The 26,377-nt window shown below is 67.7% G+C and carries 26 protein-coding genes; 4 read left to right on the forward strand and 22 right to left on the reverse strand.

Going from position 1 to position 26,377, the window contains the following annotated elements; translation table 11 throughout:
- Positions 1 to 134: 134 nt before the first annotated feature.
- The 3 genes from DAT37_RS33445 to hemB all read right to left on the reverse strand — a co-directional run bounded on the left by DAT37_RS33445 (position 135) and on the right by hemB (position 2,567).
- A complete protein-coding gene (locus DAT37_RS33445) occupies positions 135 to 740 on the reverse strand; it encodes a hypothetical protein (RefSeq protein WP_232840154.1) in 606 nt (201 codons plus the stop codon).
- Positions 741 to 1,065: 325 nt separating this feature from the next.
- On the reverse strand, positions 1,066 to 1,584 hold the full coding sequence (locus DAT37_RS33450) for a hypothetical protein (protein WP_232840184.1): 519 nt from the start codon (positions 1,582 to 1,584) through the stop codon (positions 1,066 to 1,068).
- Positions 1,585 to 1,589: 5 nt separating this feature from the next.
- The gene (hemB, locus tag DAT37_RS33455) at positions 1,590 to 2,567 is read right to left on the reverse strand and encodes a porphobilinogen synthase (protein ID WP_109528873.1); all 978 of its coding nucleotides are present in this window, start codon (positions 2,565 to 2,567) and stop codon (positions 1,590 to 1,592) included.
- A 203-nt stretch (positions 2,568 to 2,770) separates the two neighbouring features.
- On the opposite strand from hemB, the gene DAT37_RS33460 reads away from it, so the two are divergent.
- Entirely contained in the window at positions 2,771 to 3,073 is a 303-nt protein-coding gene (locus DAT37_RS33460; RefSeq protein ID WP_232840155.1) for a hypothetical protein, read from the forward strand.
- 354 nt (positions 3,074 to 3,427) lie between these two features.
- Here the strand turns inward: DAT37_RS33460 and DAT37_RS33465 are convergent, their stop codons facing one another.
- The 5 genes from DAT37_RS33465 to DAT37_RS33485 form a co-directional block, all read right to left on the reverse strand.
- Positions 3,428 to 4,990 carry a bifunctional uroporphyrinogen-III C-methyltransferase/uroporphyrinogen-III synthase gene (locus DAT37_RS33465; RefSeq protein WP_109528874.1) on the reverse strand — a complete coding sequence of 521 codons (1,563 nt, stop codon included), beginning with the start codon at positions 4,988 to 4,990 and terminating at the stop codon, positions 3,428 to 3,430.
- Positions 4,987 to 6,036: a hydroxymethylbilane synthase gene (hemC, locus tag DAT37_RS33470; protein ID WP_109528875.1), complete on the reverse strand. Its 1,050-nt coding sequence runs from the start codon at positions 6,034 to 6,036 to the stop codon at positions 4,987 to 4,989. Before hemC ends, DAT37_RS33465 begins: the two co-directional genes overlap by 4 nt.
- Positions 6,033 to 7,472: a glutamyl-tRNA reductase gene (locus tag DAT37_RS33475; RefSeq protein ID WP_109528876.1), complete on the reverse strand. Its 1,440-nt coding sequence runs from the start codon at positions 7,470 to 7,472 to the stop codon at positions 6,033 to 6,035. The genes hemC and DAT37_RS33475 overlap by 4 nt, the downstream gene beginning before the upstream one ends.
- The gene (locus DAT37_RS33480) at positions 7,469 to 8,311 is read right to left on the reverse strand and encodes a redox-sensing transcriptional repressor Rex (protein ID WP_232840156.1); all 843 of its coding nucleotides are present in this window, start codon (positions 8,309 to 8,311) and stop codon (positions 7,469 to 7,471) included. The genes DAT37_RS33475 and DAT37_RS33480 overlap by 4 nt, the downstream gene beginning before the upstream one ends.
- 237 nt (positions 8,312 to 8,548) lie before the next feature.
- Complete coding sequence (locus tag DAT37_RS33485; protein ID WP_109528878.1) at positions 8,549 to 8,809, reverse strand: glutaredoxin family protein; 261 nt, start codon at positions 8,807 to 8,809, stop codon at positions 8,549 to 8,551.
- 208 nt (positions 8,810 to 9,017) lie between these two features.
- On the opposite strand from DAT37_RS33485, the gene DAT37_RS33490 reads away from it, so the two are divergent.
- Positions 9,018 to 9,953 (forward strand): HAD family hydrolase, encoded by a 936-nt coding sequence (locus DAT37_RS33490; protein WP_232840185.1) that lies wholly within the window; start codon positions 9,018 to 9,020, stop codon positions 9,951 to 9,953.
- A gap of 75 nt (positions 9,954 to 10,028) precedes the next feature.
- Here the strand turns inward: DAT37_RS33490 and DAT37_RS33495 are convergent, their stop codons facing one another.
- The 9 genes from DAT37_RS33495 to DAT37_RS33535 form a co-directional block, all read right to left on the reverse strand.
- On the reverse strand, positions 10,029 to 11,057 hold the full coding sequence (locus tag DAT37_RS33495) for a lysophospholipid acyltransferase family protein (RefSeq protein WP_109528879.1): 1,029 nt from the start codon (positions 11,055 to 11,057) through the stop codon (positions 10,029 to 10,031).
- A complete protein-coding gene (locus DAT37_RS33500) occupies positions 11,054 to 12,085 on the reverse strand; it encodes an NAD-dependent epimerase/dehydratase family protein (protein ID WP_198654579.1) in 1,032 nt (343 codons plus the stop codon). The genes DAT37_RS33495 and DAT37_RS33500 overlap by 4 nt, the downstream gene beginning before the upstream one ends.
- Before the next feature lie 247 nt (positions 12,086 to 12,332).
- Entirely contained in the window at positions 12,333 to 12,434 is a 102-nt protein-coding gene (locus DAT37_RS33505; RefSeq protein WP_003402602.1) for a 30S ribosomal protein bS22, read from the reverse strand.
- A 239-nt stretch (positions 12,435 to 12,673) separates the two neighbouring features.
- The gene (locus DAT37_RS33510; RefSeq protein ID WP_109528881.1) at positions 12,674 to 12,937 is read right to left on the reverse strand and encodes a helix-turn-helix domain-containing protein; all 264 of its coding nucleotides are present in this window, start codon (positions 12,935 to 12,937) and stop codon (positions 12,674 to 12,676) included.
- 242 nt (positions 12,938 to 13,179) lie between these two features.
- Complete coding sequence (gene proC, locus DAT37_RS33515) at positions 13,180 to 14,013, reverse strand: pyrroline-5-carboxylate reductase (RefSeq protein ID WP_109528882.1); 834 nt, start codon at positions 14,011 to 14,013, stop codon at positions 13,180 to 13,182.
- A gap of 77 nt (positions 14,014 to 14,090) precedes the next feature.
- Entirely contained in the window at positions 14,091 to 14,990 is a 900-nt protein-coding gene (locus DAT37_RS33520) for a thioesterase family protein (RefSeq protein WP_109529132.1), read from the reverse strand.
- A gap of 154 nt (positions 14,991 to 15,144) precedes the next feature.
- A complete protein-coding gene (locus DAT37_RS33525) occupies positions 15,145 to 16,059 on the reverse strand; it encodes a sugar phosphate isomerase/epimerase family protein (RefSeq protein ID WP_232840157.1) in 915 nt (304 codons plus the stop codon).
- 13 nt (positions 16,060 to 16,072) lie between these two features.
- A complete protein-coding gene (locus tag DAT37_RS33530; protein WP_109528883.1) occupies positions 16,073 to 17,749 on the reverse strand; it encodes a hypothetical protein in 1,677 nt (558 codons plus the stop codon).
- The gene (locus tag DAT37_RS33535; protein WP_109528884.1) at positions 17,746 to 18,780 is read right to left on the reverse strand and encodes a Ppx/GppA phosphatase family protein; all 1,035 of its coding nucleotides are present in this window, start codon (positions 18,778 to 18,780) and stop codon (positions 17,746 to 17,748) included. The genes DAT37_RS33530 and DAT37_RS33535 overlap by 4 nt, the downstream gene beginning before the upstream one ends.
- Before the next feature lie 119 nt (positions 18,781 to 18,899).
- Between DAT37_RS33535 and DAT37_RS33540 the strand changes: the two genes are divergently transcribed.
- A complete protein-coding gene (locus DAT37_RS33540; RefSeq protein WP_109529134.1) occupies positions 18,900 to 19,724 on the forward strand; it encodes a hypothetical protein in 825 nt (274 codons plus the stop codon).
- A 103-nt stretch (positions 19,725 to 19,827) separates the two neighbouring features.
- Positions 19,828 to 20,160 carry a hypothetical protein gene (locus DAT37_RS33545; protein ID WP_109528885.1) on the forward strand — a complete coding sequence of 111 codons (333 nt, stop codon included), beginning with the start codon at positions 19,828 to 19,830 and terminating at the stop codon, positions 20,158 to 20,160.
- 60 nt (positions 20,161 to 20,220) lie between these two features.
- On the opposite strand, the gene DAT37_RS33550 is transcribed toward DAT37_RS33545, so the two are convergent.
- The 5 genes from DAT37_RS33550 to DAT37_RS33570 all read right to left on the reverse strand — a co-directional run bounded on the left by DAT37_RS33550 (position 20,221) and on the right by DAT37_RS33570 (position 26,261).
- Entirely contained in the window at positions 20,221 to 20,910 is a 690-nt protein-coding gene (locus DAT37_RS33550) for a response regulator transcription factor (protein WP_109528886.1), read from the reverse strand.
- Positions 20,907 to 22,142: a sensor histidine kinase gene (locus tag DAT37_RS33555; protein WP_109528887.1), complete on the reverse strand. Its 1,236-nt coding sequence runs from the start codon at positions 22,140 to 22,142 to the stop codon at positions 20,907 to 20,909. Before DAT37_RS33555 ends, DAT37_RS33550 begins: the two co-directional genes overlap by 4 nt.
- Positions 22,143 to 22,329: 187 nt before the next feature.
- Positions 22,330 to 24,381: a CocE/NonD family hydrolase gene (locus tag DAT37_RS33560; protein WP_109528888.1), complete on the reverse strand. Its 2,052-nt coding sequence runs from the start codon at positions 24,379 to 24,381 to the stop codon at positions 22,330 to 22,332.
- 190 nt (positions 24,382 to 24,571) lie between these two features.
- On the reverse strand, positions 24,572 to 25,309 hold the full coding sequence (locus DAT37_RS33565; RefSeq protein WP_109528889.1) for a phosphoglyceromutase: 738 nt from the start codon (positions 25,307 to 25,309) through the stop codon (positions 24,572 to 24,574).
- A 58-nt stretch (positions 25,310 to 25,367) separates the two neighbouring features.
- Positions 25,368 to 26,261, reverse strand: coding sequence for an ROK family protein (locus DAT37_RS33570; protein WP_109528890.1), 894 nt, complete (start codon positions 26,259 to 26,261; stop codon positions 25,368 to 25,370).
- Between the last annotated feature and the right edge of the window lie 116 nt (positions 26,262 to 26,377).

Consider the following 26,377-nt stretch of genomic DNA (forward strand, 5'->3'; position numbering starts at 1 on the left):
CGTATCGCCCACCGAATCGGCGTCCCGGAGATCGATATGCCGGCTGGACTCACCCAGCCCGTCGAAATCTCCAACCGTCTCAGATTGCCTCTGCGTCGCCGTTTTTCCGTGCGTAATGGACTCCTTCGCGACAGTCACGGACGTCCCGGCACCTCGGACTTCCCGACCGCCTCGGACTTCACCGCCGGCTCTGATTTCGCGACCGTCTCGGACTTCCCGGTCATCTCAGAAGTCCCGACCGTCTCCACCGACTCCCCATCACCGGACGACCGCGATGACACCGCCGACTCCAACGCCGCACGCAGCCCACGATGATCGCGCGCCCATGCCTGCACCAGACCGCCGTCGGCGAGTTTCAGACCGATCCCGGTGCGCCGTCGGGGCACGCCGGTCAATTCCCCGATCACACGCGCCGATTCCCATTCCTCGTCGTCCCAGGAGTTGGGGTCGCGTTCGGGGAGCACTTCGGCGATAGAGCTCAGCGGGAGTGTTTCCGCGCCGTCGCGCAGGGCGGTGTCGGTGAGTTCGACACTGACGTGTCGTTGACCCGCGACCACCTGTAGGGCGACGAAACCCGCGACGAGGGCACCACAGAAGATCAGGGCGAACCAGTGCACGGGACTCGACGAGACGATTTCGACGATCAGCACGATCGCGCAGAGGACGGGGCCGTAGGCGACGCTGCGCCAGCGTGCGCCCGGCTCGAAGAACAGGACGGTGGCGTCTTGCGGTTCGGTCACGACGTCGGGCCGATCACGCGGACGGAACCGTGGCGAAGAGCGGGCAGGATCAGCCGACCACACCGGGCAGCAGCAACAGGGCGACGGTGAGGACACCGAACAGGATCAGCAGGCTCAGCACGAGCAGCTCTCGCCGAATGCTCTGTGGCTGTTGGATGACCACGCGCATCGATGCCTCCGATCTCCCGGAGCTTTCGGAAGGCGCTCTTACGCAAGGTAAGACGAACGCGCGACCGACAACTACCGGTTCCCATGTCCACTGTGACAACCCTCACCATACATGCCGCCCCGCCCCCGACAAACTTCGTGCCCGGTTGCCTGTTGTTTACCGACGGTTCATCAGGAAGTAAGCGGTCGAATCACGACGATGACCCAGAAAAATCGCACCGCCCGCGAGCACGCCCTGAACGATCGACGCACCCCCCGCGACCAGTGTCGCGACCCCGCCCACCGTGTCCAGAGTGAACAGCGTGCCGACGGCCATGAACACCAACCAGACACCGACGACGGTCAGCAGCGTCCGTGCCCACAATTTGCCGCGCCCGAACATGTACACGAACAAAATCCCGAGCCCGGAGATCACCAGGCCGACCAGCACCACCATGACGAAGACGACCAGAACCACCGCATCGGCGAAAGCGGGAGTGGTATTCGGATCGGTCTCGCGCAATTGCTCGAGTATCTGCTCGCCGAAATCCTGTCGTTGCCCGAGCGCCGCGATCATCGAGGCCGTGAGTTGCACGACGCCGAATCCGATCACACCCCACCACAGTTGCCACGCGGTGCGGACGTCTTCGGGCATAGGCGGGCGTGGAGGCGGTCCGACACTCACCGGGTAGTGCATATTCGTCACGACAACCAGTGTGCTGCCTCGGCGGCCCAGTAGGTGAGCACGATGTCGGCGCCCGCGCGACGGATACCCGTCAGCGATTCCAGCACCGAGGCCCGGCGGTCGATCCAGCCGCGTTCGGCGGCGGCGGTGATCATCGCGTACTCGCCCGAGATCTGATACGCCGCGACCGGGACCGTCGACCGGTCGGCGACCTCGCGCAGGATGTCGAGATAGGACATGGCGGGTTTCACCATGACGATGTCGGCGCCCTCGGCCAGGTCGAGGTGCAGTTCGCGCAACGATTCGCGGCGGTTCGCCGGATCCTGCTGGTAGCTACGGCGATCACCCTCCAGCGAGGACGAGACCGCCTCGCGGAACGGGCCGTAGAAGGCCGAGGCGTATTTGGCCGCGTAGGCGAGGATGCCGGTGTCGGTGTGCCCGACCGCGTCGAGGCCGCGCCGGATCGCGCCGACCTGACCGTCCATCATGCCGCTGGTGCCGAGCAGATCGGCGCCCGCCTCCGCCTGGGCCAGCGCCATGTCGACGTAGCGGTGCAGGGTGGCGTCGTTGTCGACCGCGCCGTCGGAGGCGACGACGCCGCAGTGCCCGTGATCGGTGAATTCGTCCAGACAGGTGTCGGCCATGATCACCGTCGACCCGCCGACCTCGTCGGCGAGCGCGCGCAGCCCCCGGTTCAGGATGCCGTCGGGATCGCTGGCCTTGCTGCCGGTCGCGTCCTTGTCCTCGGGCAGCGGAACGCCGAAGAGCATCAGTCCTCCGACCCCGGCCGCGACCGCCTCGACCGCCGCCTTGCGCAGCGAATCCATCGAATGCTGCATCACCCCCGGCATGGAACCGATCTCACGCGGTTCCTCCAACCCGTCGGCGACGAACATCGGCAACACCAGATGCCGTGGCCGCAGGGTTGTTTCGGCCACGAGACGACGCAGCGCGGGGGTGCGGCGCAACCGCCGCGGGCGGTCCAATCCGGTCATGAAATGGACGATACGCCTGCTCCGGCGGGCTGTCGCGACCGCCCGGCGCGACCGCCGACAGGTCCGCCGAAAGCCTTCGCGGCCAGCCGTTTTCTGTCGGTGGGTGCGGGTAGAATCGAAGATGTGTTCGAGGGAATTCGCACAGATCTCAGATAACCGCAGATTCACGCAACGCGGATTCCCGACCCGAGGGGAGGACGATCATGGCCGCCATCAGCCAGACCGCCAGCAGCCGGACCGCCGCACCGAATTCGAAGCTCATCGAGCCCTTCGTCCCGCTGGAGAAGCGCCCGCTGCCCGCGGGCAGACCACGCAAGTGGTACGTCACCCACAACCGCAGGCTCAAGGCCATGCGGCTGACCATCGCGATGCTCGATTCCGGCGTCTACCTGCCGAATCAGGCGAGCAACGAGAAAATAAGGCGCACCGCCGATCTCATCGGAATCCGCCCGCCCTCCGACAGCACCTGCCGCCTGGTGCGCACCCTCCTGCGCTACAGCCGCTGAGGCCGCTGTTCGCGAGGATTCGCGACGGTCCGACGGCGGGCCCGCGACGGCTCGCCGCTCCGGACAGGTTCGCGACCGTCCACGATGGATTCACAACCGCTCACCACCGCAGACCGGCGGTCCTGCAACAAGTCGACCACCGCTCCCAACCGTCCACAACAAGTTTCGCGGCCGTCTCGCGTCCGAACCATCAACACGCACCCCACCACAGGCGCGAGCCTGACGAGCGCCCTGTTCGCGGCCGTCTCGCGTCCGAGCGGTCGAGACAATGCGACGAAGTCGCGAGTATCGACCGCTCGGACGCGAGACAAAAGGGGCCGCGAACCCGCGGCCCCCGGGCCGCCAAAATCACAGCTACCTACTGCGGCGGCTCTTCTTGCGCGGCGGGGGCAGCAGGCCCTCGGCGCGTAATCGGGCCGCGTGTTCGGCCAGTGCCTCGACCAGGGGACCGACCTGGGCGACTTCGGGCTGGACATCGACGCGCAGACCGAATTCGATCGCCGTCTCGGCGGTCTTCGGGCCGATACAGGCCACGATGGTGCGGGTGTGCGGCTTGCCCGCGATGCCGACCAGGTTGCGGACGGTGGAGGACGAGGTGAACAGGACCGCGTCGAAACCGCCGGTCTTGATCATCTCGCGGGTCTCCGCGGGCGGCGGCGAGGCACGCACGGTCCGGTAGGCGGTGACGTCGTCGATTTCCCAGCCGCGGTCACGCAGACCCTCGGCCAGGGTTTCGGTCGCGATATCGGCCCGGGGCAACAGGACTCGGTTGACCGGATCGAAAACGTCGTCGTAGGGCGGGAAATCGGCCAGCAGACCCTCGGAGGACTGTTCCCCGCTGGGAACCAGTTCCGGGTTGATGCCGAACGAACGCACCTTGTCCGCGGTGGCCTCGCCGACGCAGGCGATCTTGACGCCCGAGAAAGCCCGTGCGTCCAAACCGAATTCGGCGAATTTCTCCCACACCGCGCGCACCGCGTTGGTGGAGGTGAACACCACCCACTGGTAGCGGCCGTCGACCAGACCCTTGACCGCGCGTTCCATCTGCGCGGGACTGCGCGGCGGCTCGACCGCGATGGTCGGCACCTCCATCGGGATGGCGCCGTGGGTGACGAGCCGCTCGCTCATCTCGGCGGCCTGATCCTTGGTGCGCGGCACCAGCACGGTCCAGCCGTACAGCGCGCGCGATTCCCACCACGACATCTTCGACCGCGCGGCGACGACCTTGCCGATGGTCACCACCAGCGGGCCGACCAGTTCCGACGCCGCGCTGTTCAGCGTCGCCAGCGTCGCCTCGATGGTGCGCTGCTGACGGGTGGTGCCGCGCACGGTCACCGCGACCGGGGTCTGCGGGGCCATACCGTGTTCGACCAGCGCGCTCGCCGTCTCGGCCAGATGGCCGGAGGTGGCGTGCAGTACCAGCGGGCCGGGGGCCGACGCCAGCGCCGCCCAGTCGACCTCGCCGCGCACATCGGCCTCGGTATGACCCGAGCCGAGCGCGATACCGGCGTAACTGGGCACCGAGGAACCGCTGGGCAGGCCGGGCAGCACCTCGAAGACCATGTGCGAACGGGTGACGGTGTTGACCTCGTTGATCACGGCGTCGGTGGTCAGTGGATCGCCCGCGACCACCCGGACCACGTCGTGGCCGTTGCGGGCCTCCGCGATCAGGGTCTTGGCGACCTCGGCCGGTTCGCCGAGCGCGGGGCGCACGTCGACCGGACGGGTGCCGTCCTCGTCTTCCTCGACCGCCGAGCCGATGAGCGCGAGTACGCCCTTGTCGACATCGGGGTCGGTGAACGCCAGTGTGGCCCGCCCGAGGACTTCACGCGCACGCACGGTGAGCAATGCCGGGTCACCGGGGCCCGAACCGACGAACAGTATCCGACCCGGGTGCTTCTTCGTCCCTCGGCTCATGCCTGCACCTCTGTGATTCGCTCGCTTCGCTCGCTCATGATCGGCTGTTCTCCATTGGGCTGGGGTGGGGTGAAGTCTGAGGTGAGGAGCTCGCGCGCACCGAGCTCCAGCAATTCGCGGGCCAGGGCCCGGCCGAGTTCCGCCGCGTCCTGCGGTGAACCGACCACCGAGGCGCGCAACACATCGGATCCGTCGACCGCGGCGGCGCATCCGCGCAGCGAGAGTTCGTCGAAGATCCGGCCGTCGTCGTCGATCGATTCGACGACTTCTCCGAGCGCGCCGACGGGGACGGTACAACCGGCCTCCAATTCGGCGAGCAGACCGCGCTCGGCGACGACGGCGGCTCTGGTGGCCGCGTCGTCGAACTGCGACAGCGTCTCGATCAACGCGCTGTCGTCACTGCGGCATTCGACCGCCAGCGCCCCCTGCGCGGGGGCGGGCAGCATCTGCACAGGTTCCAATGACTCGGTGACCGCGTCCAGCCGGTCGATCCGGGCCAGCCCGGCTCTCGCGACGATCACGGCGTCGAGTTCGCCGTCGGCGACCTTGCTCAGCCGGGTGTCCAGGTTGCCGCGCAGCGGCAGCACCTCGAGACCGAGCCCGAGTGCGAGCAATTGGGCCGCGCGGCGCGGCGCGGACGTGCCGACCTTCGACCCGGCGGGCAGTTCACCGAGCACGAGACCGTCGCGCGCCACCAGGGCGTCGCGCGGATCCTCGCGGGGCGGGACGGCCGCGATGGTGAAACGCGGGTCGGGCGCGGTGGGCAGATCCTTGTAGGAGTGCACCGCGATGTCGATATTCCCGGCCGCCAGTTCCTCGCGCAGCGCGGAGGTGAAGACACCGACGCCGAGTTCGACCACCGGCTCGGACGATTCGTCGCCGACGGTTCTCACGATGACCAGTTCGGCCTCGTGCCCCGCCGCGATCAGCGCGTCGCGGACCGTACCCGACTGGGTGCGCGCGAGCAGGCTCCCGCGGGTCCCGATCCGCCAGGAACGGCGCGTGCCGGGCACTGTCACGTTGTCCTCTTCCTGAAGGCGCGTCATCGGGGATTCCCCTGTTCCTCACCCAGGTGGCCGGTGGTGAAATCGTCGGCAAGCGCGGCGCCGAGGTCACCGGCGAGCGTGGTGATCTCCATCGGCGCGGCGACCGCCTGTGCCGCACCGGGTTTGAGCTCGAACAGTTCGCGCAGGGCCTCGGCGTAGCTGTCGCCGCCCGGAGTCGACGCCAGTTGCTTGACCCGCACCGTCGGCGCGTGCAGCAGTTTGTCGACCACGCGACGTACCGTGCGCGCGACCTCGTCGCGTTCCGGATCGGCCAGGCTCGGCAGTCGCGAATCCAGGCGCAGCAGTTCGGCTTCGACCACTTCGGCGGCCCGCTGGCGCAGCGCCGCCACGGTCGGTGTCACCTCGGCCATCCGCTGGCCCGCCAGGTATTTGGCGAGTTCGTCGGCGACGATCGCACGCGCGGCCGCGGTGTCGTCGGCGGCGGCGCCCGCGGCCGGATCGTGTTGCAGCGTCTCGATATCGATGACCGAGACGCCGGGCAGTCCGGCGACCGCGGGTTCGACGTCGCGCGGAAGTCCGAGGTCGCAGAACACCAGCGGCTTTTCGGCGGAGGGGATTTCGGCCCGATCGCGGTCGGCGAGCGCCCGGTGGGTATCGGCCAGGGTCACCACGGCGCCGATCGCTCCGGTACAGGTGATGACGACGTCGGCCGCGGCCATGGCCTCGGTCAGACCCGACAGTTCCAGAGCCGAGGATTCGACGCCGTAGCCCGCCGCCGTGTCGGCGAGCCTGCGGGCCCGCTCGATGGTGCGGTTCACCACGATGATCCGGCCGATGCCCGCGCGCGAGAGATGGGCCACGGCAAGCCCGCCCATCGCACCGGCGCCGACGACCACCGCGGTGCGCCCGACCAGGGCGGTGTCGGCGGAATCCGCCGTGCCGCGCAGGACCGACTTGGCCTTGTCCAGCGCGACCGAGACCACCGACGCGCCCGCCCGGTCGATACCGGTTTCCGAATGCACGCGTTTGCCGACCCGCAGCGCGTGCTGGGCCAGTTCGTGCAGGGTCCGCCCGACGGCCTGCTGGGCGTCGGCGGAGGCGTAGGCGGCGCGGATCTGGCTGAGCACCTGCTGCTCGCCGACCACCATCGAATCCAGCCCGGACGACACCGCGAACAGGTGTTCGGCCGCGGCCTCGCTGTAGCGCACGTAGGCGTGTTTGGTCAGATCCGCCAGCGGAAGCCCGGAATGTCTGGTGAGCAGGTCGCCGACCTCGGCGAGACCGCCGTGGAAGGCGTCGACCACCGCGTAGACCTCGATGCGGTTGCACGTCGAGACGATCATCGCCTCCGAGACGTGGTCCGAGGTCAGCATCCGTTCGATCAGCTTGGGACGGTCGGTGTCGGTGATGGCCACCTTCTCCAGGACCGAGACGGGGGCGCTCCGATGCGAGATCCCGACCAGAAGAACGCTCATGGTGAAACCACCGATCCCTTGCTGCTTGGCTCCGTTGCCTGATGCGAGGTCGAGTGCGTGATCGCCGCACGCGCGGCTCCGGTGCGCGGAGCTGGGGCGCGGCGGGCGATCCGGCCCGACACGGCCGACGCCACTTCCGCGAGAGGTTCGGGTTCGGTGTTGCGGGTGCGCTCGAACGAGAGCATCTGCATCTCCACCGCGAGGTCCACCCGGCGGACCTCCACCGCGGGCGGCGCGTCGAGCACGCTCGGCGCGAAACTCAGGATCGACTGGACACCGGCGGCCACCAGGCGGTCGCACACACCCTGCGCGGCGTCGTCGGGGACGGTGATGACCGCGATGGTCGGGTCGAGCGCGATGACCGCCTCGTGCAGCACCGCGACATCGCGCACCGAGAGACCGGCGACGGTCCGGCCGATCACCGAGGGGTCGTTGTCGAAGATGCCGACCACCGTGAAACCGCGTCGCTTGAACCCGCCGTAGCCGACGAGGGCGCGGCCCAGATTGCCCGCGCCGACCAGTACGACGCGATGTCCGTCGGAGAGTCCGAGCACATCCTCGATCCTGGTGCGCAACTTGGCGACGTCATAGCCGACACCCCGGACACCGTTGGGCCCGAGGAAGGACAGATCCTTGCGCAGCTTGGCCGAATTGACACCCGCCGCGACAGCCAGTTCCTCACTCGATACGATGAGGACTCCATCCTCGGCCAACATCGCGAGGACACGGAGATAGGTAGCCAAGCGCCCGACGGTGGCCTGCGGAATGTCCTTGTTCGGCACCGTCTTCTGCAGAGCTCTGCCGGAGACGCCACTCGGCGCCTCATGCTGCTCTGTCACGTCGTAGGCTCCTCGTCCCGGATTGCTCGTCATCCGGTTCGTCGCTCGACCTCTGACCCGGGGCGGCCCGGTGCCATGATCGATGTTTCGGATTTCAGGGCGGCTCCGCAGCCTCGGCATGCGGGTCGCGTGCCACCACCGTAACCGCTTGTGCAGCCCTTCACAAAGTCGGTGAAATTGGCCTCATTTTCCGCTGCGACCAGCGGTGCGGCGGAAACGGACGCGAACAGCGTTTCCTCATCGACGCAAATCGGCGCGCAAACGGGACTCGTCCACGTCGAAATAGCTGTGCTCACGGCCGTCCAGCAGCACGACAGGAAGCCGGTCGCCGTACTCCGCCCGCAGGCCAGGGTCGGTGGCCGCGGCCTCGTCGACATCGACGGTGCCCGGTTCGATACCGAAATCGCCGCAGATCGCGCGCAGCTGTTCGAGTGCTGTGGAACACAGTCCGCAACCCGATCTCGTCAGCAGCGTCACAGAATGTGTGGGATTGGTCATGAGTGTAATTAAATCCCCTCGCCACGGTCGATCCAGTACCCCTGGTCCGCCGAAACTGTCGCCGGATCCCGCTAGTGTGGACACGTTCGCGCGCGACGGGCGGAGGTAATTGGTGCCGGAACGATCGAAGATCGAGAGGGCGGGATTCATCGCGGGGCGCTTCGGCGAGTTTCCGGTCAGGTGGAATCAGGGCAGATTCGGTCAGAACCTGCAAGACCAGCTCGCACGCATCTCTCGGAGTCCTTTCGGCCCGAGCGAGGAGGAAGTGCGCGCCAATCTGGCGGGCGAGGCCAGCGCCGACGCGGCGTTGTCGCTGCACGACGCCGAGATCGCCGCGGGCGGGCCGCCGGAAGGTCTCGGCCCGGAAACCCCGCGTGACCTGACCGCGGCCGCGTTCTTCGACGTCGACAACACCATGGTGCAGGGCGCCTCCATCGTGCACTTCGCCCGTGGGCTCGCCGCGCGGAAATACTTCAAGACCTCCGACCTGGTCGACGTCGCCTGGAAACAGGTGAAATTCCGCGTCACCGGCAAGGAGAACAGCACCGATATGGCCGCGGGCCGGGAGAAAGCCCTCGCCTTCATCGCGGGCCGTCCCACCGCCGAACTCGCCGCCCTCGGCGAGGAGATCTACGACGAGATCATCGCCGACAAGATCTGGCCCGGCACCCGCGCACTCGCGCAGATGCACCTGGACGCCGGCCAGCAGGTCTGGCTCGTCACCGCGACCCCGGTCGAATTGGCCCAGGTGATCGCCAAACGACTCGGCCTCACCGGCGCGCTCGGCACCGTCGCGGAAAGCGTCGACGGGAAATTCACCGGCCGTCTCGTCGGCGATATCCTGCACGGCCTCGGAAAAGCACACGCCGTGCGCACCCTCGCAATACGCGAGGGCCTGAACCTCAAACGCTGCACCGCCTATTCCGACAGCCACAACGACGTCCCGATGCTGTCGCTGGTCGGCACCGCCGTCGCCATCAACCCCGACTCCGACCTACGCGAGGTCGCCAAGAACCGAAGCTGGGAAATCCGCGACTTCCGCACCGGCCGCAAAGCCGCCAAGATCGGCGTGCCGACCGCATTGGCCCTCGGTGCCGCCGGCGGCGCGGTCGCCGCGGCGATAACCCGCCGCCGAGAACACTGATATTCGGCGGCCGGGGCCGCGGGGTTCGCGGCGCTCGTAAGACTCGCGCCGGGCGGGGGCTGGGTTATCGGGGATCTAACCGGTAAAAGGGTTGCGGCGCTTGGTGAGCAGCTTGTACAGGGTCTGCTGGATCGTCTCGCGTACCTGGTCGGTGACCTCGAACATGGTCATCGGGTCGTCGGCGGCTTCGGGCTCGTACGCCGTGGTCGCGATGGGTTCGCCGAATTCGATGTACCACTTGGAGGGCAGCGGCAGTGCGCCGAGCGGGCCGAAGTGCGGGAACAGCGGCGTGACGGGGAAGTAGGGCAGGCCGAGCAGCCGGGCGAGCGGCTTGAGGTCGGCCAGTTTGGGGTAGATCTCCTCGGATCCGACGATCGAGCACGGGATGATCGGCACGCCGGTGCGCACCGCGGCGGCGACGAAACCGCCCCGGCCGAAGCGCTGGAGCTTGTACCGGTCGGAGTAGTTCTTGCCGACGCCCTTGAAACCCTCGGGAAAGACGCCCGTCAACTCGCCGGCGCGCAGCAGGCGTTCGGCGTCCTCGCGGCAGGCCAGGGTGTGTCCCGCCTTGCGGGCGAGCACGCCGAGTACCGGCATTTCGAAGATCAGGTCGGCGGCGAGAAGGCGCAGGGCACGCTGTTTGGCGTGGTGGTCGTGCACGGCCAGTTGGAGCATCAGCCCGTCGAGTGGGACGGTGCCCGCGTGGTTGGCCACGATGAGCGCGCCGCCGACCTCGGGGATGTGCTGCATGCCGTTGACCTCGACGCGGAACCACATATCCGACATCGGCCGCAGCGCGGGCAGGATGACCGATTCGAGCAGGTGCTCGTCGAATCCGAACTCGTCGATCTGGTAGTCGCCGGTGACGCGGCGGCGCGCGAATTCGGCCGTCTTGCCGATCTGCGCGGTGAGCGCACCGCGCACCAGGTCCGATACCGACCGGGGCTGCGGCGGTTCGGTGCTGGCGCGGCGGTCACTGAGCGAGGTCACCCGGCCCGACGCCGTGTCCCCGGTCTGGAATTCCGGTCGGCGTCGAACAGCGACCCGCTGACGCGACTCCACATTCTGATCGTGGAGGTGGATCACTTTCGCTACGTGATTCATGAATGTGCTCCCGTACCGGCCCCGAGCAGGCCGAGCAGTTTATTTTCTGCGGCATCGATCCACGCGGGATCGAAGACGGGCCGCAACGCTGCGCCCCCGATGAAGTCGTCGAACGCCTGCACCGTTGTCCAGCGCGGCACGAACTGGAGTTCGGTCCGCATCCGGGTCGTGTCCAGGCCACATCCGAAGTGGAAATAATCGAGCTGTTCGCCGGTGAACTCACGCATGACCGGCCCCATCAGCGCCCGTCCCGCGGTGCGGAACAGGATGAAAGGAACCGGCAGTTCGATGCGGCCTGCGCGCCGCAACGCCTGGGACAGCGTAAGCGCACCGTCCCCTGCCACATTGTAGGTGCCGCCCGGCGCCATCCGCGCCGCCTGTTCCAGCGCGGCGACGGCGTCCTCCTCGTGGAGCAGTTGCAGCCGCGCGTCACGACCGAAGACGGTGGGGGTGACCGGGGATTGCAGATACTGCACGCCGCGCCCGGCCAGTCGCGGTCCGACAATCGGCGCGAAACGCAATATCGACGCGGAAATATCGGGTCTGCGTCGGGCGAGTCCGCGGACGAAACTTTCGATTTCGATCATGTCGCGTGCGAACCAACCGCGCGGTGGGGTTCGCGCGCTCATTTCCTCGGTGAATTTCGCGGGGTCCTTGGCGCTGCATCCGTAAACCGCCGATGTCGAACGCACGACCACCCTGCGCACCGACGGCGATTTCTGGCAGACCGCGAACAACTGCATCGCGCCGAGGACGTTGAGGTCCTTCATCACCGCACGGCCGCCACCGGCCGGCGGGCGCGACAGCATCGCGGCATGGACGACGGTATCCACGTCGTATCCGCTGATCACCTTGCGGATCAACGGATTTCGAATATCGGCGCGAACGAACTCGGCGCGTCCCATGCGACGGCGCAGCTCACGGCTCGGCGTCATGGTGTCGACCGCGACGACCCGATCGATCCCCGGGTCCTGCGCGAGCCGAGCAACGGTATTGCCACCGAAGAATCGGCTCGCACCCGTCACCATCACGACGTTCGGCGCGTCAGCGTCTCTTACCTCAGATCCCACGGCACCGGATCCCACCTACGAGGCCCTCATTTCGATTTCCTGGCGGTTCAAGCGTAACCGCTACCGTCCGAGACACCGAGAGTATTAACCAGGTTCTAACGATGACTTCAGTCACCGGATACATTCGCGCATTGCAAATCGTGTTGTTTCAAAAAGAGAGGCCCGTCACCACAGGGGTGACGAGCCTCATCTTTCGAGCGCGAGCTTACTTGCCGAGTTTGCGCCGCTGAACACGTGTACGGCGAAGCAGCTTACGGTGCTTCTTCTTCGACATGCGCTTACGACGCTTCTTGATCACAGAACCCATAGGGTTGTCCTCGCGTTCTCTCTACTCGGCTGGTCGGCGCGCACGCTCGGGGCGTACGCCATTTTCGGTGCTCGCGCCGCCGGCAGGCACCGGACACCACAAAGGGGCGCCGTCGGCAGGCGAACACGAACCGAGGGTCCATGCTACCCGCCCCTGAGGCGGCGCTTCCGGGGCCCTCCGTGCTGACGCGAGCTGGTGCCCGCGGGCGCGTCACGCGCCGCGGGCCGGATGGATTCGATTCACCCCGCGTCGAAGTAGGACGTCTCGAGGTAGTCGTGAACCGCTTTCGCGTGTACCCGGAACGAGCGACCGACGCGCACCGCGGGCAGTTCACCCGAGTGGACGAGCCGATACACCGTCATTTTGGATACCCGCATCAGATTCGCGACCTCGGCTACCGTCAGGAACTGCGTACCTCCGCCGAGTAAGGGTTGCCCCGAACTCGCTCGGCTGCCCGATGGACCCGACGAACCAGGCGATGAACCCGAATTATTTCCAGACATCTTATTCGCAGACATCATTGCACCATTGACCTCCGGCACGTCCGCGCCGCCGGCTTCCCCACCGGCGGAACAGACACGCACGTGCTCCTTGAAGCTTAGCGTTGCCAATGGGATTACTGCGACGGGTGTGAGAAATCAGCGCCGCTTGCAGGGCATCGGCGAGTCACCTCGCGGACGCGCGGTGTTCGATTTGCGTTGTTCGAGGTTCGCCGCACCGCAATCACCGGTTCACGAGCGCGCGGTCAGGACGCGACACCGTTCCCGTCGTTGGCCCCCTGTTCGGCGGAGCGATCCTTGGCCGCGTGCAGCGCTTCCATGAAGGCCGAGCGCAGACCGCCGCGCTCCAGTTCGCGCAGGGCGGCGGCCGTCGTGCCCGCGGGCGAGGTGACCGCGGCGCGCAATTCCACCGCGCTCTGGCCGGAATCGTCGAGCAGGGCCGCGGAGCCGATCATCGTCTGCACCACGAGCTGGGTGGCGACCTCCCTGGTGAGCCCCAGTCCGACGCCCCCCTCGACCATGGCCTCGACCACGAGGAAGAAGTACGCGGGACCGGAACCCGACAACGCGGTCACCGCGTCCATCTGGGCCTCGGCGACCGTCGCGACCCGACCCACCGCGGCCAGGAGTTCGTTCACCAGCGCCAACTGCTCGGGCCGGGTGTAGCGGCCGGGGGCGAGCACGCTCATGCCCTGACCGACCAGCATCGGGGTATTGGGCATCACCCGCACCACGGGGAATCCGGCGGGCAGCTTGGCCTCGAGCCGCGCGGTCGGCACACCGGCCGCCAGTGAGACCAGGACCTGATCGTTGTCGCCGCCGAGGTCGGCTTTGCCGAGTTGGGTGAGCACCGTGTCGACATCGCCCGGTTTGACGGCGATCACCAGCAGATCGGCGCCGACGGCCGCGTCGGTCACCGAATCGGTCACCCGCACCCCGAAGCGCTCCGCGATCAGCTCGGCCCGATCCTTGTACGTCTCGACGACGACCAGATCCTTGCTCGCACGCCCGGACTCGAGCAAACCCGCGATCAACGCCTCCCCGATGCGACCGCCACCGATCACCGCAATTCTCGTCATGGGGGTCAAGGCTAGACGCGATACCGGCACGGTCAGAAACGGGGCGACCGGTCCCTATCCGGCCCCGGGTCGCGGTTTCAGGCCCGTGGATCACGCACCGGTATGAGGGCCAGCTGACGGCTCTGCGCGACCACCGCGCCGGTGGAGTCGAGCACGAGCTGATCCTCGTCGAACATGCGCTCACCGACCTCGTGGGTGGTCGCGATGACGCGCAGCCAGCCGGGGGCGGGCCTGCGGCGCAGATAGGTCGTCATCTGCACGGTGGGCGCCCAGCCGAAATGTCCGAGATTCATCGGAACCGGCGGGCTCATATCGGCCGACATGATCGCGAAGTACGCGGCCACCTCGGGATCGGCCTGATCGCCCGCGCGCGGGCGCATCCACAACCGCAGCCGCGGTTCGCCGCGCTGTCCCTCCAGAAAACGGGCCCAGTCGCGATCCAGGAACAGGTCGGCGCCCTGCCCCACGTGCACGATCTTGCCCATCGGGGAGCCGTCCGCGTAGTCGGCGGCGTCGGCGGGCGGTTCGGCGGGCATGTCGCCGTGCTCGGGCGCGTACACCGGAGCGACGTCGTCGAGACGGCCGAAGGTGAACGCCGTGCGGACCAGACCGCGATCCCCCTGGATCAGGGTGACGTCGGCCAGACAGATCTGGCGACCGATCTTGCGGACGCTGACCTCGTAGTCGACAGCACCGGGTTCCGGCGCTCCGAGGAAATCCGTACTCGCCGCGATGGGGGCCATCTCGGCCAGGGCGGGATCGGTGGCGCGCAGCCAGTTGGTCGCGGCCGCGGCGCTCCCGGCGACCATGGTGCCACCGTGCACCTTCTTGCCGATCGTCCAGATCTCATCGATGACGCCGGTGTAGCGGCCGGTGCCGGGAGCGGTCGGGTCCACCTCGGTCAGCGCGCACACGCGGCTGAACGGGGCATCCGTCGCGGTGGGCCGCTCCACGTGCGCGGTCAGCTCCGTCGTCATCGTCACTCCTGTCGTCGAATCCGCACCGGATCCGATCGCGGTACCTCGATGCCGCCGCAGCTGGCGGTCACCGGGACCGGTCACGGTGACGCGGTGTTCGTACAGCGTAGAACGAAGGGGGGTCGCCGAGCCATTCCCGGTGACCCGGATCGCGTCACACGTTCTTGGCCTGCGAGGACGAGGTGGCCGGGGCGGGCGTCTGCCCGTTGAGATGTTCGCGGGCGAAACGGAGTGTGCGGTCGAGCATCGCGGATCGGTCGGCGGTGGTGCGCGCGTTCTGGGTATTGATCTCGGCGACCGCGTGGCCGGAGAACCCGGACTCGACCAGCATCGCGCAGACCTCGGCGCACGGCTGGGTCCCCTCGCCGGGAACCAGGTGCTCGTCGTGGGCGGCGCCACGCCCGTCGGCCAGATGCAGATGCGCGAGACCGCCGCCCATCCGCGCGGCGAGCAGCAGCGGATCGGCGCCCGCGGTCGCGGTGTGGGACAGATCGAGGGTGTAGTGCTGGAATCCGGTATCGGTCGGATCGTAGGAGGGGCTGAAAGCCGTCAGACCCGGCCCCGGTCCGCCCCTGCGTTCCAGCCGCTTGACCGAGGTCTCCTTGCGACCGAACAGGGTGTCCGCGCGCATCGGGAACATATTCTCCACCGCGACGATCACCGAACTGTGTTCCTCGAGTTCGGCGACCTGGGCCGCGAAACCCTGGGCGTAGCGACGCTGCCAGCGAAACGGCGGATGCACCACGACACTTCCCGCGCCGAGCGCTTCGGCGGTCCGCACGCTGCGTTCGAGTTTGGCGACCGGATCGGCCCCCCAGACCCGTTGCGAGATGAGCAGACACGGCGCGTGCACGGCGAGCACGGGCACACCGTACTTGCGCACGTAACCCTGAACCGTGGCGATGCTCTGACTGGCGGGCTCGGCCCACACCATCAATTCCACACCGTCGTAACCGAGTTCGGCCGCGTACTGGAACGCGGACTCGGTGTTCTGTGGATACACCGACGCGGTCGACAAGCCGACCAGGATCCGCGCACCGAGGTCGTCGTCCCGCTCGATATTCCCCACAGCCACTCCCCGCTCAGTTCGTGCTGAGAAGGAAGGCGAGTGGTCCCAGCGTCACGAAGATGCCGACGACCACGGCGATCACGGTACTGAGGATGTCGTCGGTCTTGCGCAGGATCCTGACCAGCGTCACCAATCCGAGGATGACGATCATCGCCAGGGTCAGCGCCACCCAGGGCAGCATCTCCCACATGCGCTCGAAACCCTTGAACAGCAACATCCCCGCGATAGCGGCGCCCGCGCTCTGACCACCGAGCACCAGCCATTGCCGCCGGTTCGCGTCGTCTTCATCTCGTCGCGTCGCGCGCGATCGACGCCCGCTCGCCTTCTTGCTCGCTCGTTTCGGTCCGGCCTCGTCGCCGTCCGGATCGTCGTCGTAGTAATCGTCGGCGTCGAAACCGTGTCCGTCGAAACCGTCCGCGTCGAAATTGTCGTCGTAGCCGTCGGCGTACGGCTCGTAGACGTCGGTGTACCCCTCGTCCGGTTCGACCAGGTCGACCGGTCCGCGTCCGGCGCGCTCACGTTTGCCGCGCTCGGCTCGTTCGACGCCGTCGCGCAGCAGATCGCCCGCGACCGTCGAACCCGACACGAGCTGCTGGTCCTGACTGGCCAGCGACCACGCCGCGGTGGAGATTCCGCCCGATTCCGGTGCGTCGTCCTGGGGCGCGGGGGCACGCCGCCGCGACCAGGCGGGTAGCGAGCCGGTCCGAGGGCCCCGGTCGTCACGCCGCGAGGAACCACGACCGGTGGGTTCCGGTGGCTGCGGACGGTTGCGCTGCGGCGCGAGTGACGCGCCGTCGGCCAGGGGCGACAGCGGCCGCTGCGCCGGTTCCTGGGGAAATTCCTCGGCGGGGGCCTGCCAGGGCGCGGTCGACGGGCCCTCTTCCGCCTCCGCCGCGCGCCTTCTGGCCGCCCTGCCCTGGCGGGAACGCGGTTCCTGCGGTTCGGGGGCGGGGGAATTCCCGTTGCGCCCACCGAGATCCGGGCGGGCGCTTTCAGCGGGGGCGACCCCGGGCAGTCGATAGACCTGGGTGGCCGACTCGTCCGGTTCGTGGTGGCGCCTGCGACCGCTGCGGCGCGGCGCTGGGGGCTCGGCGACGGGCGGCGGCTCGGGCGGATAGGTGGGCGCGGGCGTGCCGTAATGCCCGGCGGCGGCGTCGGGTTCGGTGCTGTGTCGCGAACTGGGGCCCGGCATCTCGCGGCCCGGCATGACCCGCCCGGAACGCTGCATCAGCGGATCGGTCGCCCGCTGCGGGGGTTCGGGCGGAGCGTAGGGCGAGAGCGGGTCGTAGCGGGTGATCGGTCCCGACATCGGCGAATAGCTCGGTTCCGGCTCCGGCGGAGTGTACGAAACCGGTTCCGGCGCGGCCGATCCGAACTGCGACGGGTCGAAACGCGGCGTCTCGTAGGAAGGCGCCTCGTACGCGGGTGGCTCGTAGGCGGGCTGCTCGTAGGACTGCGGCCCGTAGGACTGCGGTTCGTAGCCGGGCGGTTCCGGAGTGTCGGCTTCCGGTGCGGCGTGGGCGGAATGGCTGCCGCCGTCCTTGATGACCGGCAGGTCGCCGGTCAGTTCCGCGACCGAGATCCCGCGATTGCCGCGTCTGCGCCTGCCACCGCCGGAGGACGCGCCCTGCGCGCCGTTGCGCGCGAGCAGTTCCGCGACAGACAGCTGCTTCGAATCTTCACTACTCATGACGACACCGTTTCGATCGGGCCGGATAGCGCTGACCCGTCACCGGAGCGCGGCGGGCCGCTGTCGGCCGCCGGTCCCGGTAGTTGCGTCGCCCTGGGTCCGCCGTTCATATCGGTATCCAGTTTGCGCAGAATGAGCCCTTCGCGCAGCGCCCACGGACAAATCTCGAGGGATTCCAGCGATAGTGCCCGCATACTCGCCTCCGCGATCAATGCGCCAGCCACCAACTGCTGTGACCGATCCGAACTCACACCTTCCAATTCCGCCCGGTCCGAGGCAGTCATCCGCGAGATGAACGCGATCAGCTGGCGCAGGCCGGAACTGGTGAGTGTACGACGAACCCTGGGTCCGGCGGCAGAGGGTGCGGCTCCGGTCAACCGGGCAAGTGACCGAAATGTCTTGGACGTGCCAACGGCCAGATCGGGCCGTCCGACCTCGATCAATTCCCGCGCCGGGACGACGAGTTCGGCGTCGAGCCAGTCGCGCAGCACGGCGATGCGACGTTTACCCGGCGGGTCCTCGCGCAGCCAATCCCTGGTCAGGCGGCCCGCGCCGAGTTGCAGCGAGAGCGAGACATCGGGTTCCTCGTCGCCGCCGTTGGTCATCTCGAGCGAGCCGCCGCCGATGTCGAGATTCAGGATGCGGCCCGCGCTCCAGCCGTACCAGCGGCGGACCGCGAGAAATGTGAGCCTGGCCTCGTCCACCCCGGAAAGCACTTGCAGATCGACACCGGCCTCGGCCCGGACCCGGCCGAGGACGTGCTCGGAATTGGTGGCCTCACGCAGCGCGGACGTCGCGAACGGCATGAGTTCCACGCATCTGGACGTCTCGGCGATGCTGGCGAATTCGGCCACCGTCGCGATGAGCCGTTCGGCGCCCTCGACGGTGATCGCGCCCTCGTCGTCCATGTTCTCCGACAGTCGCAACGCGGCCTTCGTCGAGCTCATCGGCATCGGGTGCCCACCACGGTGCGCGTCCACCACGAGTAGGTGGACGGTATTGCTTCCGACGTCGAGGACCCCAAGGCGCACATGAACACGGTACTGGGTCGACCGGCACTTCAGCCGAGGCGACCGAACTGTTAGCGTCTGCGAGCGTGACGGAACGCGGCGATGCCGGGAGCCCGGCCCCACCCCGACCAGCGGGGAAGATCGATCCCAGCCCCGAGGTCGATCTGGATTTCCCGCGCGAGTGGATCGAGTTCGTCGACCCAGCAAATGACGAGCACCTGATCGCCGCGGATCTCACCTGGTTGCTCTCGAACTGGACCTGTGTTTTCGGGACTCCGGCCTGCCAGGGCATCCTGTCGGACCGGCCCGACGACGGCTGCTGTTCGCACGGCGCTTTCCTCTCCGACGACGACGATCGAGACCGCCTGAAAGCGGCTGTGAAACTCCTCACACCGGAGGACTGGCAGCTGATGGGCGAGGCCACCGCGTCGAACGGCAAGGTGACGCGCAAGGGCTATCTGGAACTCGACGAACTGGAGGACGAGCCCGCGCTGCGCACCCGCCGCTACGACGGTGCGTGCATCTTCCTCAACCGTCCGGGTTTCGCGGGCGGCGTCGGCTGCTCCCTGCACACCATGGCCCTGCGTCGCGGCCTGGAACCGCACACGGTGAAACCGGACGTGTGCTGGCAGCTGCCGATCCGGCGCACCCAGGACTGGGTGGACCGGCCCGACGGCGTGCAGATCCTCAAGACCGTCATCACCGAATACGACCGGCGCGGCTGGGGGCCGGGCGGGCTCGATCTGGACTGGTACTGCTCGGGCTCGCCGGACGCCCACGTCGGCGCCAAGCCGGTCTGGCAGTCCTACGCTCCCGAATTGAAGGAACTGCTCGGCGAACCCGCCTACGAGGAGCTGGCACGCCATTGCGAGCGCCGTACGGGCCTCGGCCTGGTCGCCGTGCATCCGGCGACCGTGCACGCGCTGCGCAACGCGGAGTACTCGCTGCCGATCACCCCCGTCTGACCGACGGTTCGCGCGAAGGTTGCGCGAACGGTGAGCTGCGGGCAGCCGTCCGGTCATCTGCCCGCCATGCGCGCTTCACCCTTTTCGGGTTGGATGGCTTGTCATGAAGAAAGCGTTGACCCTCGTAGCAGTTGCTCTCGGCTCCACCCTCGCCCTGGCGGGCGCCGCGCACGCCGAACCGAACGGCGATCCGGCCAAGTACGCAGACTTCACCGCGAACTTCGTCTCCGCCCTCGATCCGGGCGCGCTCAATGCCAAGGACCAGGGCAAGTACGTGATCATGAGCCCCTACGGCACGTCGCACACCATCGCCTGCCGCGGTAACGGCGCCGATGTGCCCATCTACGACTGCATGCAGGAAGACGACCTCGGCTGGATCACCCTTCGCCTGACCGACTTCCCCGGCATCGGCCCGACCTGGACCTACTTCCCGTAAGAACTTCCCGCACGAAAAAGGGGGCGGGCCCATTCGGTCCCGCCCCCGCCGCTCCCGGCGTCACGCCTCGAGTTTGTACCCGAGCCCGCGCACGGTGACGAGATGTTCCGGCTTGGCCGGATCGGCCTCGATCTTGGAACGCAACCGCTTGACGTGCACGTCGAGGGTTTTGGTGTCGCCCACGTAGTCCGCGCCCCAGACCCGGTCGATCAGCTGGCCGCGCGTGAGCACGCGCCCCGAATTCCGAAGCAGGTATTCGAGCAGATCGAATTCCTTCAGCGGCAGGGTCACCGATTTGCCGTTGACCAGCACCGTGTGCCGGTCGACGTCCATCCGCACCGGACCGGCTTCGAGCACTCCGCTCTCGCTGGATCCGTCGATCTCGTCACCCGCGCCGCGACGCAGCACCGCCCGGATGCGGGCGATCAGCTCGCGCGCCGAATACGGCTTGGTGACGTAGTCGTCGGCGCCCAGTTCCAGGCCGACGACCTTGTCGATCTCGCTGTCGCGCGCGGTCACCATGATCACCGGCACACCCGATCGGGTGCGCAACTGCTTGCAGACATCGGTGCCGCTCATGCCGGGCAGCATGAGGTCGAGCAGCACGATATCGGCGCCGGAGCGATCGAATTCGGCGAGCGCGGACGGGCCGTCACCGACCACGGTGACCTCGAACCCCTCCTTGCGCAGCAGGAACGCGAGCGGATCGGCCAGCGACTCCTCATCCTCGACGATCAGAACACTGGTCATCTGCGTGCCTCCACACCATTGGGTCTACCCACGCTCGAAGTTCGCGGGGCGGTTTCTCTCGTACTCACCACGGGACCGTCGGAGAATTCTTCTCCCTCGGCCTCGGAGTGTGCGGGTATTCGCAGGGTGAACGTCGATCCGGTGCCGAGCTTGCTCCACAGGGTGATCTCACCGTTGTGGTTGGCCGCGACATGTTTGACGATAGCCAGCCCGAGTCCGGTACCGCCGGTGGAACGCGAGCGCGCCTTGTCCGAGCGGAAGAAACGCTCGAAGACGCGCTCCTGGTCTTCCTTGGGAATGCCGATGCCGCGGTCGGTGACCGCCATCGCCACGTGATCGCCGCGCAGCGAACGGCTGACGGAGACGTGCGAGCCCGCCGAGGAGTAGGCGATCGCGTTCTCCACCAGATTGGACAGGGCGGTGACCAGCAGCGTCTCGTCGCCGAGCACCTCCAGGCCACTCGGCCGGTCGGTGCTGACCGTGATTCCGGCGGCCTCGGCGGCGGTGCGCGAGCGATCGACGGCCTGCGTCACGACGGTATCGACGTCGACCACCTCGAGTTCCGGCAGCTTCTCCGCACCCTGCAACCGGGACAGCGCGATGAGTTCGGTCACCATCTTGCCCAGCCGTCGCGACTCCCCCAGGACACGGTTGCCGAAATGTCGCACCGCCTCGGGATCGTCGACCGATTCCAGCAGCGCTTCGGCCAGCAGACTCATCGCGCCGACCGGGGTCTTGAGTTCGTGGCTGACATTGGCGACGAAATCGCGCCTGGTCGCTTCCATCCTCGCCTGCTCGGAATCGTCGTCGGCGAACAGGACGGTGAAGCTGGTCTCCTCGGGCGAGAGCGGGCGCGCGACGCCGCGCACCGCGATCCGGCTGCGACCGGGGAGCGGATTCTTGGCGGTCAGATCGAATTCCGACGACTCGCCGCTGGCGAGCACTTTCTCCACGGCGGCCCAGGCTCGCTCGTCGAGCAGCCGGTTGCGGACAAGTCCCAGTTCCTCGGCACGCGGGTTGACCAGCACGACGTCGCGGTATTCGTCGACGACCGCGATTCCGCTCTCCGAGGCGAGCACGATCAGGTCCAGCACCTGCGACATGGTGAGTCCGGAATCGGCCTGTCTGCGCTCGGCCTGACGGGCGTTCACGTAGGGGATCAGTAGTCCGCCGACTGCCAGGCCGACGACAGCCGCGAGGACTGCCAACAGCACCGCCTGCGGAACACTCACCTTTGAATCGTACGGTCGCCGACAGCCCGCCCGACGCCGGGTACAGGAAGTTTCGCGCAGGTCACAACCCCTTCCAGGGCCGTTAGCCGCGTGTTTACGTGTTGTTCGTCAATACCCCTCGCATCGGGCAGAAGCCCCGGCGCGAGGGGTACGGGAGGCGAGGATTCGAGCCTCGCGACCGGGGCGATCACCAGCCCGGATTCCCCCGCAGCGGGATGTTGACGAAACTGGGACGGCTCGGATCCAGTTGCAGATGCTGGGGTTTCAGGCCCGTGTCGATCAGCATGGGCAGCACCGGCAGCCCCTTGGGGAAATTGCCCGCGAAGACGTCGACGCGCAGGCGATGGCCGGGTCGCAGCACCGCTTCGGTGGCGGCCAGCGTGATGTCGAGTGTGGTCACCTCACCGGGCACCGTCGGCAGCCGCCTGTCCAGCGAGGTGAACGGCCGGGGATCGGTGTAGTCGCCGTTGGCGGATCTGGCGCTGTTCGCCTCGTCGATCTCGCGCAGCGAGGCCATCAGCTGACCGGAGGACAGCACCGTCGACCTGCCGTCGGGAGCGACGTCGTTCACGGTGACGGTCCAATAGCCGTCCTCGGCGTCCTGGACGGTTTCCAGCCGAACCGCGATCGGCCCGGACACCGAGGTCGCCTCGGTCACCGGCTCGCTGGTGAAGGTGAGCGCGTTCGACTCGGCGATCCTGGAATCCTCAGCACAGCCGACGATGACCGACAGCACGCCCGCGCTGCCCTGCGCCGCGTCGTTCGAGCACAGGGTGGTGAGACCGGGCGCGACGGTCAATCGCGCGTCGTCCGGATCCGGTGCGACCGTGAGCGAACCGTCGTACAGACCCGACGAGGTGCCGCTCGGCGCGGACGACAGATACATCCGGCGATGGGTGGCCTCGTCGACCCCGGTCGCGGTGTCGCCGAAACCGTTGGCGGTGATCCACCCGCCACCCTGTTCGCGCAGGGTGACCGGGCCGAAACCGTCGATGCCGTTGTCGATGCCCTTGAGCCACTTGTCGAACCAGGCGCGCTGGAGCACGTCCAGACGCGGCGGCAGCCCCGGCTTGCCGTATTCGTTGCCGGAATTCACGTGATAGGTGTTGCCCATCAGCAACTGCTTGTGTCCCGGCGGCAGCGGAATCTCGTTGTAGATCTTGGATTCGGAGTAGGTGAACAGGTCGTGCCAGCCGCCGACGACGAAGGTCGGCACCTCGATCCGGCTCGGATCACTGAGATATTCCCGGCGCGAGGGCGAGGTGTCGGTCAGCAGTTCGGTCAGCCTGGGGTCCGCGTCCTGGAAGCGGGTGGAGGTGTAGGCGTTGAGGAAGACGTCCATGAAGGTCAGCGGTGAGGCGCCGCGGTCGGCGAGCCACTGGTAGTCGAACTGGCCCTCGACGATCGACTGGACGTCGGGCACCCATTTGAGGGTGTTGATCGCGGTGAGCCACAGCGGAATGAAATTGAAGCCGAACCCACCGCCGGGCGCGAGGACGTCGTTGACCAGGTCGCTGCCGGGCACCACCGGGAAGATCGCCTTCAGCGCGGCCGGTCGCGCGGCGGCGGCCTGCACCTGGTTGATACCCGAGTAGGAGATGCCGTTCATCCCGATCCGGCCGTCGGACCACGGCTGCCGCGCGGCCCAGTCGATGACCTCGAGGGTGTCGCGCTGTTCGCGCCCGCGCAGCATGTCCCATTCGCCCTGGGAGAATCCGGTGCCGCGCACATCGACGACGACCTGGGTGTAACCGCTCTTGATCAGCTGTCGGTCGACGGTGAAATTGCGGAGTTCGCCGCCGCCGAACGCCTTGGTGAGATCGGTGACGCCCGACAGCGCGGTCCCGCTGAAATCGATCTGCCGGAACAGGTTCAGCAGCGCGTCGGACAGGCCGGGGATCGACTGCGCGTGATCGGCCAGATTGGAGACCAGTTTGGTGTAGGGCGTGAGGTTGACCACGGTCGGCGTCGGGGTGTCGATCGGACGTCCCGAGGCGTCGGCGGGTCGGTAGACATTGCCCTTCAGCACGGTGCCGTCGTCCATCGTGATGGGCACATCCCATTCGATGAAGACATTCGGATATTGCTGGGGGCCGTCCTCGGTAGCCGTCCAGGCCGCACCGGCGGCGCCGCCGTCCGGACCGGTCGAGACGGGCGCGGCCGCGGCGCCCGCACTGAGGAAGGGGACGAGCACCGCGGTGGCTATCGCAGCCGCCGTGACCCGAAACGCGTACTTCATCGGACGTGATCCACCTCTCCGGACTGATCGAACGAAACGGAAGTGTACAGAACTTACCGGTTGGTAAGTACTCGCGGTCACAGAGAAACCCGAACGAATACACATTCACATACGACTAGCGACATTCCGGAAACGACGATGCGCCGCAGTCGATCGGTCGACCACGGCGCATCGGATACAGCGTGAAAGGTTATTTACCGCCCTGGTTCGCGACGGCGGCGGCACCGGCGGCCGCGGCCTCGGGATCGAGATATTCGGCCGGACGCACCGGACGCAGGTTCTCGTCCAGCTCGTAGCGCAACGGGATGCCGGTCGGGATGTTCAGACCGGCGATATCGTCGTCGGAGATCCGGTCGAGGTGTTTGACGAGCGCGCGCAACGAATTGCCGTGCGCGGCGACGAGTACCGTCTTGCCGGTCAGCAACTCCTTGGAGATCGTCGACTCCCAGTACGGGATCATCCGATTGACCACGTCGAGCAGGCATTCGGTCTGCGGCACCTCGATTCCGGCGTATCGCGCGTCGCCGTCCTGGCTGTACTCGTCGGCCGAATCGATGGGCGGCGGCGGGGTGTCGTAGCTGCGCCGCCACAGCATGAACTGCTCGTCGCCGTACTGGTCGCGCACCTGCGCCTTGTTCTTGCCCTGCAACGCGCCGTAGTGACGTTCGTTGAGACGCCAGTCGCGGATCACCGGAATCCAGTGCCGATCCGCGGCGTCCAGCGCGATATTCGCGGTGCTGATCGCGCGACGCAGCAGCGAGGTGTAGACGACATCCGGCAGGATGCCCTGCTCGGCGAGCAGTTCGCCCGCCCGCTTGCCCTCGGCGATGCCCTTGTCCGTCAGGTGGACATCGACCCAGCCGGTGAACAGATTGAGGGCGTTCCATTCGCTCTCGCCGTGGCGCAGCAGCACGAGGGTGTACGTCATGCGGCCATTCTGGCATGTTCCCGGCGCGCCGCCCTGCCGTGGGCTCGACCGACCCCGCTCAGGCGGGCGCGGTCAGGGCGGTGAGCAAACCCGCGCCCGCCAGCGTCGCCCGATCACCCAACTCCGACGGCACGACCTGGAGATCGCGCAGGAATCCGATCCTGGCGTGCGCGCCGAGCGATTCCTGCATCGGCCGCCACAGCGGTTCGCCCGCCTGGGCGAAACCGCCGCCGACGACGACCAGATCGACGTCGAGCAAGGCCGCGGCCGACGAGATCGCCTGTCCCAGCGCGATTCCGGCCCGCCGCAGCGCCGCTTTGGCGATCCGGTCGCCCTCGTGGGCGGATTCGGCCAGGTCCTTTCCGGTTTCGCCGACCCAGCCGCGTTCCTGTGCCCAGCGCACCGAGGCCGGGCCGCTGGCAACGGCTTCCACACAGCCGACACCGCCGCAGGCACACGGATCGGTCGAACCGGGCACGACCACGTGACCGATATGACCCGCGTTACCGCTGTGCCCCACCGCGACCATGCCGCCGACGATGACGCCGCCACCGATACCGGAGGAGACCGTCATCGCGAGCGCGTCCGGGGTCTCGCGAGCGGCGCCGAAATGGCGCTCGGCCAGCGCGAGACAGACGCCGTCGATCGCGAAACGCACCGAGGCGCCGGGAAATACGTCCTTGACCGCGGAGACGATCGGAAAGCCGTCGGCCCACTCCGGAATATTGATCGGCTGCATCAGACCGACCGTCGCGTCGACCGGACCGCACGCACCGATCCCGATGACGTGCACCTCCGCGCCGTTCGCGGCCGCGAGCAGCAATCCACGGCAGGCTTCCCACACCCCCGTGGCCGGCACCTGGATCCGGCCGACCTCGTGGGTCGTGCCGTCGGGACCGACCAGCCCCACCGCGATCTTCGTCGCCCCGATATCGAGCGCGAGCGCCGTCATATCAACCCCCCACGTCGGATCATCCGGGCCCACATGGCTTGCGGCGCCCACGGATGGCAGCCTTCCATAACGACAGAACGCTACGTGCCGCCACCGTGACGGATTTCGGCAGGGGT

Source organism: Nocardia aurea, from assembly GCF_003123685.1.
Classification (GTDB): Bacteria; Actinomycetota; Actinomycetes; order Mycobacteriales; family Mycobacteriaceae; genus Nocardia; species Nocardia aurea.

Bases quoted from the DNA above. Each gene is read 5' to 3' on its own strand.
- DAT37_RS33450 (WP_232840184.1), bottom strand. From the start codon at position 1,584: ATGCACTACCCGGTGAGTGTCGGACCGCCTCCACGCCCGCCTATGCCC.
- hemB (WP_109528873.1), bottom strand. From the start codon at position 2,567: ATGACCGGATTGGACCGCCCGCGGCGGTTGCGCCGCACCCCCGCGCTG.
- DAT37_RS33460 (WP_232840155.1), top strand. From the start codon at position 2,771: ATGGCCGCCATCAGCCAGACCGCCAGCAGCCGGACCGCCGCACCGAAT.
- DAT37_RS33465 (WP_109528874.1), bottom strand. From the start codon at position 4,990: ATGAGCCGAGGGACGAAGAAGCACCCGGGTCGGATACTGTTCGTCGGT.
- hemC (WP_109528875.1), bottom strand. From the start codon at position 6,036: ATGACGCGCCTTCAGGAAGAGGACAACGTGACAGTGCCCGGCACGCGC.
- DAT37_RS33475 (WP_109528876.1), bottom strand. From the start codon at position 7,472: ATGAGCGTTCTTCTGGTCGGGATCTCGCATCGGAGCGCCCCCGTCTCG.
- DAT37_RS33485 (WP_109528878.1), bottom strand. From the start codon at position 8,809: ATGACCAATCCCACACATTCTGTGACGCTGCTGACGAGATCGGGTTGC.
- DAT37_RS33495 (WP_109528879.1), bottom strand. From the start codon at position 11,057: ATGAATCACGTAGCGAAAGTGATCCACCTCCACGATCAGAATGTGGAG.
- DAT37_RS33500 (WP_198654579.1), bottom strand. From the start codon at position 12,085: ATGGTGACGGGTGCGAGCCGATTCTTCGGTGGCAATACCGTTGCTCGG.
- DAT37_RS33505 (WP_003402602.1), bottom strand. From the start codon at position 12,434: ATGGGTTCTGTGATCAAGAAGCGTCGTAAGCGCATGTCGAAGAAGAAG.
- DAT37_RS33510 (WP_109528881.1), bottom strand. From the start codon at position 12,937: ATGTCTGGAAATAATTCGGGTTCATCGCCTGGTTCGTCGGGTCCATCG.
- proC (WP_109528882.1), bottom strand. From the start codon at position 14,013: ATGACGAGAATTGCGGTGATCGGTGGCGGTCGCATCGGGGAGGCGTTG.
- DAT37_RS33520 (WP_109529132.1), bottom strand. From the start codon at position 14,990: ATGACGACGGAGCTGACCGCGCACGTGGAGCGGCCCACCGCGACGGAT.
- DAT37_RS33530 (WP_109528883.1), bottom strand. From the start codon at position 17,749: ATGAGTAGTGAAGATTCGAAGCAGCTGTCTGTCGCGGAACTGCTCGCG.
- DAT37_RS33545 (WP_109528885.1), top strand. From the start codon at position 19,828: ATGAAGAAAGCGTTGACCCTCGTAGCAGTTGCTCTCGGCTCCACCCTC.
- DAT37_RS33550 (WP_109528886.1), bottom strand. From the start codon at position 20,910: ATGACCAGTGTTCTGATCGTCGAGGATGAGGAGTCGCTGGCCGATCCG.
- DAT37_RS33560 (WP_109528888.1), bottom strand. From the start codon at position 24,381: ATGAAGTACGCGTTTCGGGTCACGGCGGCTGCGATAGCCACCGCGGTG.
- DAT37_RS33565 (WP_109528889.1), bottom strand. From the start codon at position 25,309: ATGACGTACACCCTCGTGCTGCTGCGCCACGGCGAGAGCGAATGGAAC.
- DAT37_RS33570 (WP_109528890.1), bottom strand. From the start codon at position 26,261: ATGACGGCGCTCGCGCTCGATATCGGGGCGACGAAGATCGCGGTGGGG.